An 18002-nucleotide genomic window follows, 5' to 3' on the forward strand; every position below is an offset into this window, starting at 1 on the left:
CGGTGCGGAAGCGGTTCCCGTACTCCATGCGCGAGGAAGGAAGTTCACCTATGTCACAGCAGGTCCAGGGGGTAGTCGCCCCGGGGAAGAACGAGCCGGTGCGGGTGGAGACGATCACGATTCCCGATCCCGGCCCCGGCGAGGCCGTCGTGAAGGTCCAGGCGTGCGGGGTCTGCCACACCGACCTGCACTACAAGCAGGGCGGCATCAACGACGACTTCCCCTTCCTCCTCGGCCACGAGGCGGCGGGCATCGTCGAGACGGTCGGCGAAGGCGTCACCGACGTCGCCCCCGGAGACTTCGTCATCCTCAACTGGCGTGCGGTGTGCGGCCAGTGCCGGGCCTGCCTGCGCGGCCGCCCCCAGTACTGCTTCGACACCCGCAACGCCCGGCAGAAGATGACCCTGCCCGACGGCACCGAGCTGTCCCCGGCGCTCGGCATCGGCGCGTTCGCCGAGAAGACCCTGGTCGCGGCCGGCCAGTGCACCAAGGTCGACCCCGCCGCCTCGCCCGCCGTCGCCGGTCTGCTGGGCTGCGGCGTCATGGCGGGCATCGGCGCCGCCATCAACACCGGCCGGGTCACCCGCGGCGACTCGGTCGCCGTCATCGGCTGCGGCGGCGTCGGCGACGCGGCGATCGTGGGCGCCCGGCTCGCGGGCGCGTCGAAGATCATCGCGGTCGACATCGACGACCGCAAACTGGCGACCGCCCGCACCATGGGCGCCACTCACACCGTCAACTCCCGCTCCGCCGACCCCGTCGAGGCCGTCCGCGAACTCACCGGCGGCTTCGGCGCCGACGTGGTCATCGAGGCGGTGGGCCGCCCCGAGACGTACAAGCAGGCGTTCTACGCCCGCGACCTGGCCGGCACCGTCGTCCTCGTCGGCGTCCCCACCCCCGACATGACCCTGGAACTCCCCCTGATCGACGTCTTCGGCCGCGGCGGAGCCCTCAAGTCCTCCTGGTACGGCGACTGCCTGCCCTCCCGCGACTTCCCGATGCTGATCGACCTGCACCAGCAGGGCCGCATCGACCTCGCCGCCTTCGTCACCGAGACCATCGGCCTCGGCGACGTCGAGAAGGCCTTCACCCGCATGCACCAGGGCGACGTACTGCGCTCGGTGGTGGAATTCGCATGACCTCCGCACGCATCGACCACCTGACCACCTCCGGCACCTTCTCTCTCGACGGCGGCACCTGGGAGGTCGACAACAACATCTGGATCGTCGGCGACGACACCGAGGCGATCGTCATCGACGCCGCCCACGACGCCGGTGCCGTCCTGGCAGCCCTCGGCGGCCGCACCCTGCGCGCCATCGTCTGCACGCACGCCCACAACGACCACATCGACGCGGCACCGGCCCTCGCCGCCGCCACCGGCGCACCGATCCTCCTGCACCCCGACGACCTGCCCCTGTGGAAGCACACCCACCCCGGCCGCGCCCCCGACGGCGAGCTCACCGACCACCAGACCCTCACCGTCGCCGGCACCGCACTGACCGTCCTGCACACCCCGGGACACGCCCCCGGCGCGGTCTGCCTGTACGCCCCGGAGCTGGCCACCGTCTTCACCGGCGACACCCTCTTCGCCGGCGGCCCCGGCGCCACCGGCCGGTCCTTCTCGGACTTCCCGACGATCATCGACTCGATCCGCGACAGGCTGCTCGCCCTGCCGCCGGACACGGTCGTCCGCACCGGCCACGGCGACGGGACCACCATCGGCGCGGAGGCCCCGCACCTCCAGGAATGGATCACCAGAGGGCACTGAAAACAGAAGAACCCCCAGTTCCACTGGGGGTTCTTCGCTGGTGTCCGAGGGGGGACTTGAACCCCCACGCCCGATAAAGGGCACTAGCACCTCAAGCTAGCGCGTCTGCCATTCCGCCACCCGGACAAGGTGTCTGTCTCGCGGCCCTGGGCCGTTCCGACGTGGAAAACCATAGCAAACATTCAGACCCCCTGATCACACCCCCTGACCGGCAGCGGGAGGATGAGGGCGACCACCAGCAACGCCAGTGGGAGGAAGCAGCGTGAGCGAGTCGAAGACGGACCGAACGGTTCCGGGCGAGGACGAGGTCGTCGATCTCTGCCGTGACCTGATCAGGATCGACACCAGCAACTACGGAGACCACTCGGGGCCGGGAGAGCGCGCCGCGGCGGAGTACGTCGCCGAGAAACTCGCCGAGGTGGGGCTCGAACCGCAGATCTTCGAGTCCCACCCGGGACGGGCCTCCACCGTGGCCAGGATCGAGGGCGAGGACCCCTCCAGGCCCGCACTGCTCATCCACGGGCACACCGACGTCGTACCGGCCAACGCCCAGGACTGGACGCACCACCCCTTCGCGGGCGAGATCGCGGACGGCTGCGTGTGGGGCCGGGGCGCGGTCGACATGAAGGACATGGACGCGATGACCCTCGCGGTCGTGCGCGACAGGATGCGCAGCGGCCGCAAGCCCCCGCGCGACATCGTGCTGGCCTTCCTCGCCGACGAGGAGGCGGGCGGCACGTACGGGGCCCGGCATCTCGTCGACAAGCACCCGGACCTCTTCGACGGTGTCACGGAGGCCATCGGCGAGGTCGGCGGCTTCTCCTTCACCGTCAACGAGAACCTGCGGCTCTACCTCGTCGAGACGGCGCAGAAAGGCATGCACTGGATGCGGCTCACCGTGGACGGCACGGCCGGCCACGGCTCGATGACCAACAGCGACAACGCGATCACCGAGCTGTGCGAGGCCGTGGGGCGGCTCGGGCGGCACACGTGGCCGGTGCGGGTCACCAAGACCGTGCGGTCCTTCCTGGACGAGCTCTCCGACGCGCTCGGCACCCCGCTCGACCCCGAGGACATGGACGCGACGCTCGCCAAGCTCGGCGGCATCGCGAAGATGATCGGCGCCACGCTGCGCAACTCCGCCGCCCCGACCATGCTCGGCGCGGGCTACAAGGTGAACGTGATCCCCGGGCAGGCGACCGCGCACGTCGACGGGCGCTTCCTGCCCGGGTACGAGGACGAGTTCCTCGCCGACCTCGACCGGATCCTCGGCCCGCGCGTGCGGCGCGAGGACGTGCACGGCGACAAGGCCCTGGAGACCAGTTTCGACGGGGACCTCGTCGACGCGATGCAGGTGGCGCTCAGGGCCGAGGACCCCATCGCGCGCGCCGTCCCGTACATGCTCTCCGGCGGGACCGACGCCAAGTCCTTCGACGACCTCGGGATCCGCTGCTTCGGCTTCGCGCCGCTGAAGCTGCCGCCCGAGCTGGACTTCGCCGGGATGTTCCACGGCGTCGACGAGCGGGTTCCGGTGGACGGGCTGAAGTTCGGCGTGCGTGTCCTGGACCGTTTCCTGGACAACTGCTGAAACGAAAATCCCAATAATCGGCCGAGTGTGCTATTCAACCGAAAAGAGTGAATGCGACCATACGCTAGTAGCCCAATTGCTTTCCCTTCGTTACGAGGGGTGTGGTTCGCGGCTGAACCGCATTTGCCAACAAGGAGGAAAAGTAATGATCAAGAAGGTCGTCGCTGCTGCGGCTGCTACTGGTGGTCTGGTTCTCGCCGGCGCGGGCATGGCCGTTGCTGACTCGGGTGCCCAGGGTGCCGCTGTCGGCTCCCCCGGCGTGCTTTCGGGCAACGTCGTCCAGGCCCCGATCCACGTGCCGGTGAACGCGTGCGGCAACACGGTCTCCGTGATCGGGCTGCTGAACCCCGCCTTCGGCAACACCTGCATCAACAAGTGACGTTGGGCATGAACCCGTAAGGGTCTGAGTCCCGGGCGGCCCCGGAGTGCGCGCCATGCACTCCGGGGTCGCCGGGCGTTCGGCCTGCGGTCGGCAACGTCCCGTGGGTATTCGGTGAAGGCAAGAGGCAGGGGAACGTACGAATGCGTCAGGTAACGAGAAACAGCCTGATCACCATGGCGGCCGCGAGCGGTCTGCTGGCTGTGGGGGGCGGAAACGCGCACGCCGGCTCGGGGGCCGAAGGATCCGCGTCGGATTCCCCGGGCGTACTGTCCGGGAATTCCGTGCAGGCTCCGGTGAACGCTCCGATCAATCTGTGCGGAAACACCGTGAATGTCGTCGGGGTGCTCAATCCCGCCGTCGGCAACCGCTGCGCCAATGGCTCGAAGGGCTCGAAGCCCGGCAAGAACCACAACGGAGGCGGAGCGGCGGCCGAGGGGCACGCGAGCAACTCCCCCGGTGTCGGCTCGGGCAACCACGTCCAGGTGCCGGTCGACGCCCCCGTGAACGTCTGCGGAAACAGCGTCACCGTCGGCGGCCTCGCCAACCCCGCCGTGGGCAACGACTGCGGCAACGACTCCACCGGGACTCCGCCGGGGCCGGGTCCCGAGGAACCGCCGGGCGAGCCGGAGGAGCCGGGCAATCCCGGGGAGCCGGAGGAGCCGGGCAATCCCGGGGAGCCGGAGGAGCCGGGCAACCCGGGCTCGCCGGAAACCCCCGAGAAGCCGGACGCGCCCGGGGAGCCGGAGGAGCCGGCGACGCCCGGCAAGCCGGGCACCCCGAACGAGCCGGACACCCGGACCGTCACCCAGCCCAAGGGCACCGAAGCGCTCGCCCAGACCGGCGCCGGCGCCCCGCTCGGCGTGATCGTCCCGGCCGGGGCTGGGCTGCTGCTGGCCGGTGCGGTGCTGTACCGCAGGGCGCGCTCCGCGGCGTAACGCGGGAAAAGCGCCGGCAGGAACGGAGCGGGCCCCGCGATCGCGGGGCCCGCTCCGTCTTCACCAGGTGGCGCGAAGCTGGCGGATGATCCGCCTGCGCAGCCGCACGCGGCGGCTGCCGTCCCGGTGCAGACTCAGTCGGTCCAACTCCCAGTGTCCGTACTCGGCATGGTCGGTCAGCAGACGGGTCGCGTCCTTGCGGGAGACCCCGCGCGGCACGTACACGTCGACAAATTCGTATTCCGGCATCGCATCTATTGTGCGGGCAGAGCCCCGGTACGGATAGCGTCTGCACTATGTCTGATGCTGCGCATCCCACCGCTGCCGAGGTACGCGCCGCCGCCGAGGCGGTCAAAGTCGCGCTCGACCGTCACCTCGACGCGGTCGAACGCCGCACCGGGGACGACGACCCGGCCGTCTACGACGCGTTCAACGAGCTCGCCGCGGCCGCCGAGGCGTACGACGAGCGGCTCTACGACCGGTACGACGAGGTCACGCCCTTCGAGATCCCGGGGTCGGACGACTCCATGCCGCCGTACACCGGGCCCGAGGAGCCCAATGCGGTGACCGTCCTCATCCGTCGCGACTACGCGGTGGTGGAGACGCAACGGCTGCTCGCCCAGGCACAGCGGATCGCCGATCTCGACCCGGACGTCGACGGCCCGGTGATCGACGCCGACACCGATCTCGACACCGACGAGCGGAGCGGTACGGCGGCGGTCGTCGGCGGCAGCGTCCATGCCGCCCTGGGCGTGCTCTTCGGCGAGTACGAGCCGGACGAAATCGCCTCCCGGCACAAGGAGTTCGGGCTGGAGGAGGGCGACTCCACCCTGTGGGTCGCCGCCGCGGAGGACCTGCCCGAGCCGGGGGAGTGGCTGAACGCCCCCTTCGAGCAGGCCGATCCGCAGCGGGTCGTGTGCCGTTTCGACGTCAGCTCCGTCTTCGACGACGAGCTGGACGAGGCCGACGGCCACGACCGGCGCTGACCGTCGGCCTCCGCCGCCTTCCTAAGGGGCGGGCTGCTCGCCCTGCTGCTCGCCCGGCCGTGCGGCGGGGGGCTGGAGCAGGGCGCGCAGCCGCGTGGTGCGGGGCCGGTCCGGGATCTCGGCCACCGCGCGGGGCAGTGCCTGGTCGACGCCGTGGACCACGGACAGGTGCCGCTCCCCGCGGCTGAACGCGGTGTAGATCCACGGGCGGTCCAGCGCCGGGGCGGCGTCTCCGGGCAGGACGGCCACGACCGCGGGCCACCGCATTCCGGTCGCCTGGTGCGCGGTGAGCGCCCAGGCGTGCCGTACCTCGGTCTCCACCCGGTCCTTCGGTACGACGACGGGCGTGCCCTCGCAGTCGAGGTGCAGGCCGTCGGCGTCCGCCGAGACGACCGTGCCGGGCAGCGTCCTGCCGGGCGCCGGGACGTGGGCGACCCGGTCTCCCGGGTCGAAGCCGCCGAACCGGCCCGGGCCGGGGTTGAGCCGCTGCTTGAGCGCCGCGTTGAGCGCACGGGTGCCCGCGGAACCGCCGTGCCCGGGGGTGATCACCTGGGTCTGCGCGGCGGACACCCCGAAGGCGCGCGGCACCGAGTCGGCGACCAGCTGGACGGTCCGGTGCACGGCCTCCCCGGCGTCACGGACCGGAACGATCACCACCTCCCTGCCGGGCGCCTCGACCTGGTTCAGCTCGCCGACCCCGATACCGGAGACCAGCTCGCCGATCGGGCCGGGGTCGGGCGTACGCGAGACGATGTGCGGGCACGCGCGGGAGGCCAGCAGGTCCGCGAAGACCCGGCCCGCGCCCGCGGACGGCAGCACGTGGGGATCGCCGCTGAGGACGAGCCGGGTGCCGTCCGCCAGCGACTCCACGAGGACCGCGGCGCTCTCCACGTCCAGCTGCGGGGCGTCCAGCACGACCAGCAGATCGAGGGCGAACGCGCCGTCCTCGTCCCGGCCGGGGCCCTCGGCCCCGGCGAGCAGGCCGGAGACGGTGACCGGGGCCGACGCGTCGTCGAGCGCGGCGGCGAGACGCCGGCGGCCGTCGGCGCTGTGCGACGCGGCGTACGCCCGCAGGCCGAGGCGGCGCGCCGCGGCGACCAGCGCGGCCGGTTCGGCGCGGGCGGCCTCACCGCCGCTGTGGGCGACCAGGCCGTTCGCGGCGACGGCGCGGATCAGTTCGGCGGCGGAGGGCGAGACGCCGCCGGCGTCCCAGCCGGCCGTTTCCGCCGCCGCGTTGTCGAACGTACTGGCCAGCCGGGCGAGGCCCTCGGCGAGGCTTTCCTCGGCGAGGGCGTACCGGTCGAGCCCCAGCAGGACCTGCACCGGCTCCTCGCTGTCGGGCTCGTCGGCCGCGCCGTCCTGTGCGCCGTCCTGGAAGGCCAGTACCACGCCCTCGGCGACCGCGTTCTGAACGGCCTCGTCCGGGTCGGGCACCTTGTACTCGGTCAGCGCCTTGCGGACGGCGCCGGACTCCAGGGCGGTGTGGCCCCGGACCGCCGCCCGCTCCAGGAGCCATCCGACCAGCGCCGCCGTCCGGCGCTCGTCGCCGGGGCCGCACTCGGCGCCGAGCAGTGCGCGCGCGAATACGTCGGCCTGTTCGGGCCGCACCCCGGGCACGGACAGCAGCTGCCACGGGTCGTCGCGCAGCACCTGCCCGGCCTGCTCCCCGAGTACGCCCGCGACCGGTCCGGCCAGCGCCTCCGGGGCGCCGCCCTCGGTCAGTACGGCCCGTACGGACGCCACGGCCTCCGGCGCGGCGGGGGCGGGCCCGGCAGCCCGCACCGGCGCGGCCGGGACAGGAGCGGGCTCGGGCGCGGCGGGGCGCGGCGCGGGCGCCGGGGAGGCGAAGAACGCGTCCCCGGACTTCGCGCCGCTCTCCACGGCCCGTACCGCCGCGAGCAGCTCGGCGGCCTGCCCGCTCAGCTTGGCACCGGCCTCGACGGGCGCGGTCTTCCCGGCCTTGCGCTGCTCGATCCGCTCCCGCAACGCCCGCTGGGCGGCGAGCTCTGCCTCGGCCTCCGACAACTGCGGCGCACCGCCGGTCTCAGCGGCGGCCTCGCCACCGCTCGACGGCCCTTCGTCGTCCACCGGGCTTTCACCGGCACCGGCACCGGCACCGGCACCGGCACTGTCACGGTCCGCCGTTCCCCGGGCGCCGGCCCCCGCGTCCTCGCCGGTGAGCTCCGGACGCCCCTCGGTGTCCGTCGTGTCGTCCACCGGGCCGCCCACCGCGGCTTCTGGCGCCGCGCCCGCGGAACCGGCGGTCGGGTCGACGCCGTCCGCCGCGGCGGTGTCGCGGTCTTCGGCCGGGGGGCCGGGGGTTGCCCCCCGGGGCAGCGCAGTCACAGCGTGCTCCAGTCCTGGTCGGGGTAGCGGTGCACGGGCGCCGACACATCGTCGAGCGCCCGGCAGATCTCATCCGGAAGACTAAGCGTCTCCACTGACAATGCCTCCGTGAGCTGCTGCGCGGTGCGCGCGCCCACGATCGGGGCCACCACGCCCGGCCGGTCCCGGACCCAGGCGAGGGCCACCTGGAGCGTGGTCGCGGCGAGCCCGTCCGCGGCCGTCGCGACCGCGTCCACGATCCGGCCCGGCGCGTCGCCGAGGTACGGCGCGACGAACCCCGACAGCTGCTCCGACCCACCGCGCGAGTCGGGCGGTACGGCATGCCGGTACTTGCCGGTGAGCACGCCCCGGCCGAGCGGCGACGACGGCAGCAGGCCGACCCCCAGATCGAGCGCGGCCGGCAGTACCTCCCGCTCCACACCGCGCTGGAGCAGTGAGTACTCCATCTGTGTGCTGGCGAGCCGGGTGCGTACACCGGGCGCGGCGAGCTGCCAGGTGGCGGCCTTCGCCAGCTGCCAGCCGGAGAAGTTGGACACCCCCGCGTACCGCGCCCGGCCGCTGCCGACCGCGATGTCGAGCGCCTGGAGCGTCTCGTCGAGCGGCGTCGCCGCGTCGAAGGCGTGCAGCTGCCACACATCGACGTAATCCGTACCGAGCCGCTCCAGCGACGCGTCGAGCGCCGCCAGCAGATGGCCGCGTGAGCCGTCGAAGCGCCGGTCGGGGTCGGGCACGCTGCCCGCCTTGGTCGCGATGACCAGGTCCCGCCGCGGAACGAGCCGCTCCATGAGGTGTCCGAGCAGGTGCTCCGCGTCTCCGTCGCCGTACACGTCCGCCGTGTCGACGAGCGTGCCGCCCGCGCGCCAGAATGCCTTCAACAGATCGGCGGCGTCGTGCTCGTCGGTGCCCCGCCCCCAGGTGAGAGTGCCGAGCCCGATCCTCGATACGCGCAGGCCCGTGCGGCCGAGATGCCTCTGCTCCATGGGCGCGAGATTACTGGCCGGGGGCCGTCCGGCAGGCGACCTGTGGACAACCCGCACCCGAGTGCCGGCCCTTTGCGCCCCTGACGGACGGGGGTCTCGCGCGCTAGAGTCCCCGCACAGGTACGTTACTGATCAGTAAGGGGAGTGGCATGCGGCTCGGCATCAACCTCGGTTACTGGGGCGCGGGAGCGGACGGCGACAATCTGGCCGTCGCCCAGGAAGCGGACCGGCTCGGCTACGACGTCTGCTGGGCCGCCGAGGCCTACGGTTCGGACGCCGCCACCGTGCTCTCCTGGGTCGCGGCCCGGACCGAGCGCATCGACGTCGGCTCCGCGATCTTCCAGATCCCGGCCCGTACGCCCGCCATGACGGCGATGACCGCCGCCACCCTCGACTCCCTCTCCGGCGGCCGCTTCCGCCTCGGACTCGGCGTCTCGGGCCCGCAGGTGTCCGAGGGCTGGTACGGCGTGAAGTTCGACAAGCCGCTGGCCCGCACCCGTGAGTACGTCGAGATCGTCCGCAAGGCCATGACCCGCGAGCACCTGTCGTACGAGGGGCGGCACTGGACGCTGCCGCTGCCCGGCGGCCCCGGCAAGCCGCTGAAGCTCACGGTCCACCCGCAGCGCGAGCACATCCCGCTCTACATCGCCGCGATCGGCCCCAAGAACCTGGAGCAGACGGGCGAGATCGCCGACGGCGCCCTGTTGATCTTCCCCTCCGCCGAACACATCGAGGACACGGCGATCCAGTACCTGCGCGCGGGCCGGGAGAAGGCCGGCAGGACCATGGAGGACTTCGACGTCTGCCCCACGCTGCCGCTCGCGGTCGGCGACGACGTGAACGCGCTGGCCGACCTGTTCCGTCCGTACACCGCGCTGTACGTCGGCGGCATGGGCAGCCGCGATCAGAACTTCTACAACCGGCTCGCGCAGCGCATGGGCTACGAGAAGGAAGCCGCCGAGATCCAGGACAAGTACCTGTCCGGCGACAAGGCGGGCGCCGCCGCCGCGATCCCGCACCGGCTGATCGACCAGACCACCCTGCTGGGCTCCGTGGAGCGGATCGCCGACCGGATGGCGGCGTACGCGGCCGCCGGAGTGACGACGCTGACGCTGGCCCCCGCGGGATTCACGCTCGACGAGCGGATCACGGCCCTGCGCGCCGGCACCGAGGCTCTGGAGCGCGCGGGTCTCGCGTAACCCGGCGGGGCGGGGCGGCGGAAGGAAAGTCTGCGGCCGTGGTGGGGGCTCGGGGGTCTTCCCCGCCACGGCCGTCATGCACAACAACGCCGTACGGGCCGGTGGGGTTACGCGTCCGTACCACCCCGGGGTTCATCCTTCCGGCCGAGTTGACGGGTGCAGCTGTTGCCTGCCCTCCCGTGCCGCATTTGACTTTCTCTTTGCGGATGTCTGCATGGAGGTGTCAGTGGTGCTCTCGCCCCGGAGTCTTTTCCAGGAGATCCTCGACAACGACGATTCCTTCCGGCTTTTCTGCTCCATAGCCGCCAGCGGCGAGACCCAGGGCGGCTGGGAGAACGGCCGGATCGCGGCCCTGGTGCCCGGGAGCATGAGGTCCCTCGCCCCGAAGATCACCCGGCACGGCGCCGACGAGGACAAGCACGGCCGGATCTTCCACGCCCTGCTCAGGAAGCGGAACCTCGAACCGGTTCCGGTCCCGCCGGAGACCGACTACACGATGCTGCTCGAACGGCGGGGCATCGGCCTCGCCCACGACAAGCTGCGCCGCGACGAGCCGCTGACCGAGAAGGACGTCCTCGTCTACCTCTCGCACAGCCGGGTGACCGAGCAGCGGGCCGCCGGCCAGATGGACATGCTGGTCAAGTACTTCGGTGACCACCCCGAAGTGGGCAGACCGTTCAGGATGATCAGCCACGACGAGGAGAACCACCTCGCGTACTGCCACGAGGAACTGCTCCGGCTGGCCCGCGCCGGACACGGCCGTACGATCCAGCGGGTCCTGCGCGAGTGCGCCGTGGCGGAGAGCCGGGTCTACCGGGACGTCAGCCTCGCCGTCATGGCCCACATGGGGCGCGTCCTGAAGTGGCCCGGGCCCAAGTCCGCGGCTCTGACGGCGGGGATCCACGCCGTGTACGCGTACGAGCGCCTCGGCGGCTGGCGGCGCATGGCCGGCCTGACGATGCCGCGACGGCGCGACGCGCTGGGAGGCCCGGCGACGTCCGCCGCCGGAATCGTCTGACCGGTACGGCGGCCGTCCGTCAGAGCCAGCCCCGGCGCTGGAACAGGCGGTACAGGCCGATCTCGCACACCACCATCAACAGGATCACCGCGGGGTAGCCCCACACCCACCTCAGCTCGGGCATGTGGTCGAAGTTCATGCCGTAGACGCCCGCGACCATCGTGGGGACGGCCGCCATCGCCGCCCACGCCGAGATCTTCCGCATGTCGTCGTTCTGCCGCACGCTCATCTGCGCGAGATGCGCGGACAGGATGTCGGACAGCAGCCGGTCGAGCGCCTCCACCTGCTCGTTCGCGCGGGTGAGGTGGTCGCTGACGTCCCGGAAGAACGGCTGCGCGTGGTCGTCGACGAACGGCAGACCAGGACTCGACAGCCGCAGCATGGGCTGGGCGAGCGGCACGGTCGCGCGGCGGAATTCGAGTACCTGCCGTTTGAACGTGTAGATCCGCGAAGCGGTGTTCCTGGACTCGCCGCCGTCCGGTGCGAAGACCTCCGCCTCCAGCTCCTCCAGGTCGGTCTGGAGCTCCGCGCCGACCTCTATGTAGTGGTCGACGACGGCGTCGCTCACGGCGTACAGGACGGCGGTGGGGCCGTGCCGCAGGACGCCGGGGTCGGCTTCGAGGCGGTGGCGCACGGCGGCCAGCGGCGCCCCCTCGCCGTGCCGCACCGTCACCACGAACGAGTCGCCCACGAAGACCATCAGCTCGCCCGTCGTCACGGTGTCGCTCTCCGGTTCGTAGACCACCGGCTTCAGCACCGCGAAGAGCGAGTCGTCGTACACCTCCAGCTTGGGCCGCTGATGGGCGCGCAGGGCGTCCTCGACGGCCAGCGGGTGCAGGCCGAACTCGCTGCTCACGAGGTCGAATTCCTTCTCGGTGGGCTCGTGCAGCCCGATCCACAGGAAGGCGTCGCCGGTGGCCCGCGCTTCGGAGAGGGCGTCGGAAAAATCGGAAGGGCCCTCGGTGCGGCACCCTTCCCGGTAGATGGCACAGTCGACGATCACGGCGCGCATTCTCCCCTGGTACGGCCCCGGACACACCCCGGGGTCCTCCTCCGCCTAGGCTGGCCGTCATGGCCACGCTGATCCTCGTACGCCACGGACGCTCCACCGCCAACACCGCCGGGCTGCTCGCCGGCTGGACGCCAGGTGTCACGCTCGACGAGCGCGGCGCCTCCCAGGCGGCCGCTCTTCCCGGCCGGCTGACCGGGCTGCCGCTGGCCGCCGCCGTCAGCAGCCCCCTGGAACGCTGCCGGCAGACCCTCCAGCCGCTGCTCGACGCGCGGCCCGGTCTCCCGCTGCACACCGACGAGCGGATAGGGGAGTGCCACTACGGCGACTGGTCGGGCCGCAAGCTCGCCGAGCTCGCCGACGAGCCGCTGATGGCCGCCGTGCAGCAGCACCCCTCCTCCGTCACGTTCCCCGGCGGGGAGTCGATGCGCGCCATGCAGGCGCGCGCGGTCGACGCCGTACGGGACTGGAACGCGCGCATCGAGGCCGAACACGGCGAGGACGCCGTCTACGTGATGTGCTCGCACGGCGACATCATCAAGTCCGTCGTCGCGGACGCACTGGGCCTTCATCTCGACCTCTTCCAGCGGATTCACGTGGATCCGTGTTCCCTGACGGCCATCCGGTACACCGGACTCCGCCCCTTTCTCGTGCGCCTCGGCGACACCGGGGACCTCGCCCCGCTGGCGCCGCGGGAGAGCGGCAATGACGGGGACGCGGCCGTAGGGGGCGGCGCGGGCGCACCGTGATCGCTCCGCGCAGTAGGGTGGACGCGCCCGAGACCGCGCGTACAGACGATTTCAAGGGAGACAGAACGTGTCCCGTCAGGTGTTCCTCTACGACCCGCCGGACCGCTTTGTGGCCGGTACGGTCGGGCTGCCTGGACGCCGTACGTTCTTCCTGCAGGCATCCGCGGCCGGCCGTGTCACCAGCGTCGCCCTGGAGAAGGCCCAGGTGGCCGCGCTCGCCGAACGGATCGACGAGCTGCTCGACGAAGTGGTACGCCGTACCGGGGGAAGCGCCCCCGTGCCGGCCGTGGCCCCCGCCGAAGTCACCGACAGCGCGCCGCTGGACGCACCTGTCGAGGAGGAGTTCCGCGTCGGCACCATGGCGCTGGCCTGGGACGGCCAGGAACAGCGCATGATCATCGAGGCGCAGGCCCTCGTCGAGCTGGACGTGGAGACCGACGAGGATCTCGCGGAAGCCGAGGAGCGTCTGCTCCAGGACGAGGAGAACGGCCCGCCGATGCTGCGGGTCCGGCTCAGCGGCGCGCAGGCCAGGGCCTTCGCCAAGCGTGCCCTCGACGTTGTCAACGCGGGCCGGCCGCCGTGCCCGCTGTGCAGCCTGCCGCTCGACCCGGAGGGACACGTATGCCCGCGTCAGAACGGATACCGCCGCGGAGCGTGACCTCCGCGGACGACCTCCTCACCGTGCTGGTGAAGGGGCAGCTCACGGTGCGCGGACGCGTCCGTGAAGCGTCCAACGCGGTGCTCCACTGCGGCATCGAGTACGAGGGCGTGACGGCGTCCTGCGTGTACAAGCCGGTCGCCGGCGAGCGGCCGCTGTGGGACTTCCCCGACGGCACGCTCGCCCAGCGCGAGGTCGCGGCGTACGAGATCTCGCAGGCGACGGGGTGGGACCTGGTGCCGCCGACCGTGCTGCGTGACGGTCCGTACGGCGAGGGCATGTGCCAGCTGTGGATCGAGACGGACCCGGAAGGGGCCGACGGCGGCCTGCTGGCCCTTGTCGAGGACGACGAGCCGGCCGAGGGCTGGAAGGCGATCGCCTTCGCCGAGGCGGGGGAGGGGCGCACGGCGCTTCTCGTCCATGCCGACGATCCGCGCCTGCGCCGCCTCGCGGTCCTCGACGCGGTCATCAACAACGCCGACCGCAAGGGCGGCCACCTGCTGCCGGCCGCGGGCGGGAAGCTGTACGGCATCGACCACGGCGTCACCTTCCACGCGCAGGACAAGCTCCGCACCCTGCTGTGGGGCTGGGCGGGGGAGCCGCTGACGGCGGAGGCCGTCGAGGTGCTGACCCGGCTGTCGGAGGAACTGGCGCCCGGGCGCCCGCTCGCCACCCGTATGGCCGAACTGATCACCCCGGTGGAGGTGGAGGCGCTGCGGGAGCGGGTGGCGGCACTGCGCACGACGGCCCGCCACCCGGAGCCGGGCGGCGACTGGCCGGCCATTCCGTGGCCACCGGTGTAGCCGTTCGGCGCGCCTGCGCAAGAGTGGCTTACCGGACACGTTTCCGTATCCGGTTCGTATCCGGAACCTGCATCCGGTTACGCTCAAGGCATGCATGCCTGGCCCGCTTCTGAGGTCCCCGCCCTGCCTGGCAAGGGCCGCGACCTCCAGATCCACGACACCGCGACCAGTGGGTTGATCACCCTCGACCCCGGTCCCGTCGCCCGTATCTATGTCTGCGGCATCACGCCGTACGACGCGACCCACATCGGTCACGCGGCGACCTACAACGCGTTCGACCTCGTACAGCGCGTGTGGCTCGACACCAAGCGGCAGGTTCATTACGTCCAGAACGTCACGGACGTAGACGATCCGCTGCTGGAGCGGGCGATCCGCGACGGACAGGACTGGACCGAACTCGCGGAGCGCGAAACAGCGCTGTTCCGCGAGGACATGACCGCCCTGCGGATGCTTCCGCCGCAGCACTACATCGGCGCCGTCGAAGCGATACCCGGCATCGTGCCGCTCATCGAGCGGCTGCGGGACGCGGGCGCGGCGTACGAGCTCGAAGGGGACGTGTACTTCTCCGTCGAGGCCGACCCGCACTTCGGCGAGGTCTCCGGGCTCGACGCCGACGCGATGCGGCTGCTGTCCGCCGAGCGCGGCGGCGACCCCGAGCGCCCCGGCAAGAAGAACCCGCTCGACCCGATGCTCTGGATGGCGGCCCGTGACGGCGAGCCGAGCTGGGACGGCGCCTCCCTGGGCCGTGGCAGGCCCGGCTGGCACATCGAGTGCGTGGCGATCGCCCTGGACCACCTGGGGATGGGCTTCGACGTGCAGGGCGGGGGGTCGGACCTCGCCTTCCCGCACCACGAGATGGGGGCGTCCCACGCTCAGGCGCTGACCGGCGAGTACCCGTTCGCCAAGACGTACGTCCACGCCGGGATGGTCGCCCTGGACGGCGAGAAGATGTCGAAGTCCAAGGGGAACCTGGTCTTCGTGTCGAAGCTGCGCCGCGACGGCGTGGACCCGGCCGCGATCCGCCTCACCCTGCTCGCCCACCACTACCGGGCCGACTGGGAGTGGACGGACCAGGTGCTCGAAGACGCCCTGGAGCGGCTCGGGCGCTGGCGCGCGGCCGTCTCCCGTCCCGACGGGCCGTCCGCCGACGCCGTGGTCGAGGAGATCCGCGAGGCCCTCTCCCACGACCTCGACGCCCCGGCCGCACTCGCCGCCGTGGACCGCTGGGCCGCACGTCAGGCGTCCGAGGGCGGTACGGACGAGGGTGCCCCCGGCGTCGTGTCGCGCGCCGTCGACGCGTTGCTGGGCGTGGCCCTGTAGTCGCTTTCCGGCCCTGCCGCCCCCGGTCCTCTCCCGAAGAGGACCGGGGGCGGTCGCGTCGTGGTCTCGGCTCTTTGCGCGTTTCTGCGCCGGACACGCTGCGCGCGGGGGCCACCATGCCTCGCGGCGGCGGCAGTTGGCAGCCGGAGAGCCGGGCGGGCTGCTCGCCGCTGCCCGTCCGGCTGTCCCGTTACTCCTCCGAGGAGTCTTCCGCGCCGTCCGCGCCGTCCGCGCCGTCCGTACCGTCCGGGCCTTCCGCGGTGCCGGGCTCCGCGCGCGGCGGCCTGGGGGGCCGCGTACGGCCGCCGGAGTTCTCCCGCAGGTACGTACCGCTGCCCTCGCCGCCGTCCGTGGCGTGCCCGGGGCCGGTACCGGGCCCCGCGCCGGGGCCGCCGTCGCGCCGCCGCAGGTACCGCTCGAATTCCCGGGCGATGGCCTCGCCCGACGCCTCGGGAAGCTCCGCGGTGTCCCGCGCCTCCTCCAGCGACTGCACGTACTCCGCGACCTCGCTGTCCTCCGCGGCCAGTTGGTCCACGCCGACCTGCCAGGCCCGTGCGTCCTCGGGCAGTTCGCCCAGCGGGATCCGCAGGTCGAGGAGGTCTTCGAGGCGGTTGAGGAGCGCCAGCGTGGCCTTCGGGTTCGGCGGCTGCGAGACGTAGTGCGGCACGGCGGCCCACAGGCTCACCGCCGGTACGCCCGCGTGCGTACACGCCTCCTGGAGGATTCCGACGATGCCCGTGGGGCCTTCGTACTTGGTCTCCTCCAGGTCCATGGTCCGCGCCAGGTCCGCGTCCGACGTCACGCCGCTGACCGGCACCGGCCGCGTGTGCGGGGTGTCGCCGAGCAGCGCGCCCAGGATCACGATCATCTCGACGCCCAGCTCGTGCGCGAAGCCGAGGATCTCGTTGCAGTACGAACGCCAGCGCATGGAGGGCTCGATGCCGCGCACCAACACCAGGTCACGGGGCTTGTCACCGCCGATCCGCACCACCGAGAGCCGGGTGGTGGGCCACGTGACCTTGCGGACCCCACCCTCCAGGAACACCGTGGGCCGGTTGACCTGGAAGTCGTAGTAGTCCTCGGCGTCGAGTGCCGCGAAGACCTCGCCCTTCCACTCCCGGTCCAGGTGCGCGACCGCGGTGGAGGCGGCGTCGCCGGCGTCGTTCCAGCCTTCGAACGCGGCCACCATGACCGGGTCGATCAGCTCGGGTACCCCCTCGAGCTCGATCACCCAGTGCCTCCTTCCGAAGTTCTCTTGTGCACGTATCAACCTTACGGCGTCCAGCAGGTCCGGCCGCAGCCCTTATACGGCCGGGCGGACCCGGTGGCGGCTGCCGCACCCGCGGAAAGCGTGCCCTGCGCCCGCCGAATCATTCGGGATCGGCCGGGCGGAGGAGATCCGACGTACGGGAGGACGCACTAGAGAGTGGAGCGCAGCCACTGCTCGACGCTCGCGATGTGCGCCGTCGCCCACGCCCTGGCCGCCTCCGCGTCCCGGTCGCGCAGCGCCGCGAGGATCGCGCGGTGCTCGTGCAGGGTCCGGCCGACCGCGTCCTCCTGGGTCAGCCCGCGCCAGATCCGGGCCCGGGTCGTCGGCCCGGAGAGTCCGTCGAGCAGTGAGCACAGCACCGAGTTGCCGGAGCTCTGCACGATGCGGCGGTGGAACTCGAGGTCGCTCGCGACCAGCTCCTCGACCGAAGGGGCCGGCCCCAGGCCGTCCAACTGGCTGCTCAGCTCGTCCAGTTCCGCCCCGGTGATCCGGGAACAGGCCATCGCGGTGGCGGCGGGCTCCAGAATGCGGCGTACGGCGAGGAACTCCAGCACGGTGTCGTCCCGGTGGAAGTCCACGACGAAACTCATCGCTTCGAGCAGCAGTTGCGGATCGAGACTCGTGACGTACGTGCCGTCGCCCTGCCGTACGTCGAGGATCCGGATCAGCGACAGCGCCCGCACCGCCTCGCGCAGCGAATTGCGCGACAGGCCCAGCCCGGCGGCGAGCTCGCTCTCCTTGGGGAGACGGTCGCCGGGGCCCAGAGCCCCCGAGACGATCATTTCCTTGATCTTTACGATCGCCTCGTCGGTGACGGCCACGCTGGGGCTCCTAGTCGCTCAGACATCCGATGTCTGAGCCCATTATGTGGCCGTGGCGGGGACGGACAAGAGGCGCTCAAACCGAACAGGCGGCACCGGTGACCGAGAAACTGCGGGATCTGATCACAGGTGCGCAATGCGTGGTCTTCGGCTTCGACGGCCCCCTCTGC

Annotated in this window: 18 protein-coding genes and 1 tRNA gene; 12 read left to right on the forward strand and 7 right to left on the reverse strand. The window is 71.8% G+C overall.

What is annotated here, in order from left to right:
• Positions 1-50: 50 nt before the first annotated feature.
• Entirely contained in the window at positions 51-1139 is a 1089-nt protein-coding gene (locus ACWD0Y_RS25985; protein ID WP_450262741.1) for an S-(hydroxymethyl)mycothiol dehydrogenase, read from the forward strand.
• Positions 1136-1768, forward strand: coding sequence for an MBL fold metallo-hydrolase (locus ACWD0Y_RS25990; RefSeq protein ID WP_450262742.1), 633 nt, complete (start codon positions 1136-1138; stop codon positions 1766-1768). The genes ACWD0Y_RS25985 and ACWD0Y_RS25990 overlap by 4 nt, the downstream gene beginning before the upstream one ends.
• A gap of 38 nt (positions 1769-1806) precedes the next feature.
• Here the strand turns inward: ACWD0Y_RS25990 and ACWD0Y_RS25995 are convergent.
• Positions 1807-1894, reverse strand: a tRNA-Leu gene (locus tag ACWD0Y_RS25995).
• Positions 1895-2030: 136 nt separating this feature from the next.
• On the opposite strand from ACWD0Y_RS25995, the gene ACWD0Y_RS26000 reads away from it, so the two are divergent.
• From ACWD0Y_RS26000 to ACWD0Y_RS26010, 3 genes are all read left to right on the forward strand, one after another.
• Entirely contained in the window at positions 2031-3356 is a 1326-nt protein-coding gene (locus tag ACWD0Y_RS26000) for a M20/M25/M40 family metallo-hydrolase (protein ID WP_450262743.1), read from the forward strand.
• Positions 3357-3501: 145 nt separating this feature from the next.
• Positions 3502-3735 (forward strand): chaplin ChpH, encoded by a 234-nt coding sequence (gene chpH, locus ACWD0Y_RS26005; protein ID WP_344493302.1) that lies wholly within the window; start codon positions 3502-3504, stop codon positions 3733-3735.
• 143 nt (positions 3736-3878) lie between these two features.
• Positions 3879-4673: a chaplin gene (locus tag ACWD0Y_RS26010; RefSeq protein ID WP_450262744.1), complete on the forward strand. Its 795-nt coding sequence runs from the start codon at positions 3879-3881 to the stop codon at positions 4671-4673.
• 60 nt (positions 4674-4733) lie between these two features.
• Here the strand turns inward: ACWD0Y_RS26010 and ACWD0Y_RS26015 are convergent, their stop codons facing one another.
• Positions 4734-4922 (reverse strand): DUF5703 family protein, encoded by a 189-nt coding sequence (locus tag ACWD0Y_RS26015; RefSeq protein ID WP_093801618.1) that lies wholly within the window; start codon positions 4920-4922, stop codon positions 4734-4736.
• A 47-nt stretch (positions 4923-4969) separates the two neighbouring features.
• On the opposite strand from ACWD0Y_RS26015, the gene ACWD0Y_RS26020 reads away from it, so the two are divergent.
• Positions 4970-5659, forward strand: coding sequence for a hypothetical protein (locus tag ACWD0Y_RS26020; RefSeq protein WP_450262745.1), 690 nt, complete (start codon positions 4970-4972; stop codon positions 5657-5659).
• 21 nt (positions 5660-5680) lie between these two features.
• Here the strand turns inward: ACWD0Y_RS26020 and ACWD0Y_RS26025 are convergent, their stop codons facing one another.
• Entirely contained in the window at positions 5681-8005 is a 2325-nt protein-coding gene (locus ACWD0Y_RS26025; protein WP_450262746.1) for a helix-hairpin-helix domain-containing protein, read from the reverse strand.
• Complete coding sequence (locus tag ACWD0Y_RS26030; protein ID WP_450262747.1) at positions 8002-8985, reverse strand: aldo/keto reductase; 984 nt, start codon at positions 8983-8985, stop codon at positions 8002-8004. The genes ACWD0Y_RS26025 and ACWD0Y_RS26030 overlap by 4 nt, the downstream gene beginning before the upstream one ends.
• Positions 8986-9134: 149 nt before the next feature.
• On the opposite strand from ACWD0Y_RS26030, the gene ACWD0Y_RS26035 reads away from it, so the two are divergent.
• Positions 9135-10184, forward strand: a complete 1050-nt coding sequence (locus ACWD0Y_RS26035; RefSeq protein ID WP_450262748.1) for an LLM class F420-dependent oxidoreductase — start codon at positions 9135-9137, stop codon at positions 10182-10184.
• Between the two features lie 229 nt (positions 10185-10413).
• Positions 10414-11202: a ferritin-like domain-containing protein gene (locus ACWD0Y_RS26040; protein ID WP_450262757.1), complete on the forward strand. Its 789-nt coding sequence runs from the start codon at positions 10414-10416 to the stop codon at positions 11200-11202.
• A 19-nt stretch (positions 11203-11221) separates the two neighbouring features.
• Here the strand turns inward: ACWD0Y_RS26040 and corA are convergent, their stop codons facing one another.
• Complete coding sequence (gene corA, locus ACWD0Y_RS26045; RefSeq protein ID WP_450262749.1) at positions 11222-12214, reverse strand: magnesium/cobalt transporter CorA; 993 nt, start codon at positions 12212-12214, stop codon at positions 11222-11224.
• A 59-nt stretch (positions 12215-12273) separates the two neighbouring features.
• On the opposite strand from corA, the gene ACWD0Y_RS26050 reads away from it, so the two are divergent.
• From ACWD0Y_RS26050 to mshC, 4 genes are all read left to right on the forward strand, one after another.
• On the forward strand, positions 12274-12960 hold the full coding sequence (locus ACWD0Y_RS26050; protein WP_450262750.1) for a histidine phosphatase family protein: 687 nt from the start codon (positions 12274-12276) through the stop codon (positions 12958-12960).
• Between the two features lie 67 nt (positions 12961-13027).
• Positions 13028-13618, forward strand: coding sequence for a DUF3090 domain-containing protein (locus ACWD0Y_RS26055; protein WP_093801625.1), 591 nt, complete (start codon positions 13028-13030; stop codon positions 13616-13618).
• The gene (locus ACWD0Y_RS26060) at positions 13582-14421 is read left to right on the forward strand and encodes an SCO1664 family protein (protein WP_450262751.1); all 840 of its coding nucleotides are present in this window, start codon (positions 13582-13584) and stop codon (positions 14419-14421) included. The genes ACWD0Y_RS26055 and ACWD0Y_RS26060 overlap by 37 nt, the downstream gene beginning before the upstream one ends.
• 90 nt (positions 14422-14511) lie before the next feature.
• A complete protein-coding gene (gene mshC, locus ACWD0Y_RS26065) occupies positions 14512-15741 on the forward strand; it encodes a cysteine--1-D-myo-inosityl 2-amino-2-deoxy-alpha-D-glucopyranoside ligase (RefSeq protein WP_450262752.1) in 1230 nt (409 codons plus the stop codon).
• Between the two features lie 190 nt (positions 15742-15931).
• Here the strand turns inward: mshC and ACWD0Y_RS26070 are convergent, their stop codons facing one another.
• Positions 15932-16972: a PAC2 family protein gene (locus ACWD0Y_RS26070; RefSeq protein WP_450262753.1), complete on the reverse strand. Its 1041-nt coding sequence runs from the start codon at positions 16970-16972 to the stop codon at positions 15932-15934.
• Between the two features lie 188 nt (positions 16973-17160).
• Entirely contained in the window at positions 17161-17832 is a 672-nt protein-coding gene (locus tag ACWD0Y_RS26075) for a FadR/GntR family transcriptional regulator (RefSeq protein ID WP_450262754.1), read from the reverse strand.
• Between the last annotated feature and the right edge of the window lie 170 nt (positions 17833-18002).

The organism is Streptomyces altiplanensis, from assembly GCF_053591575.1.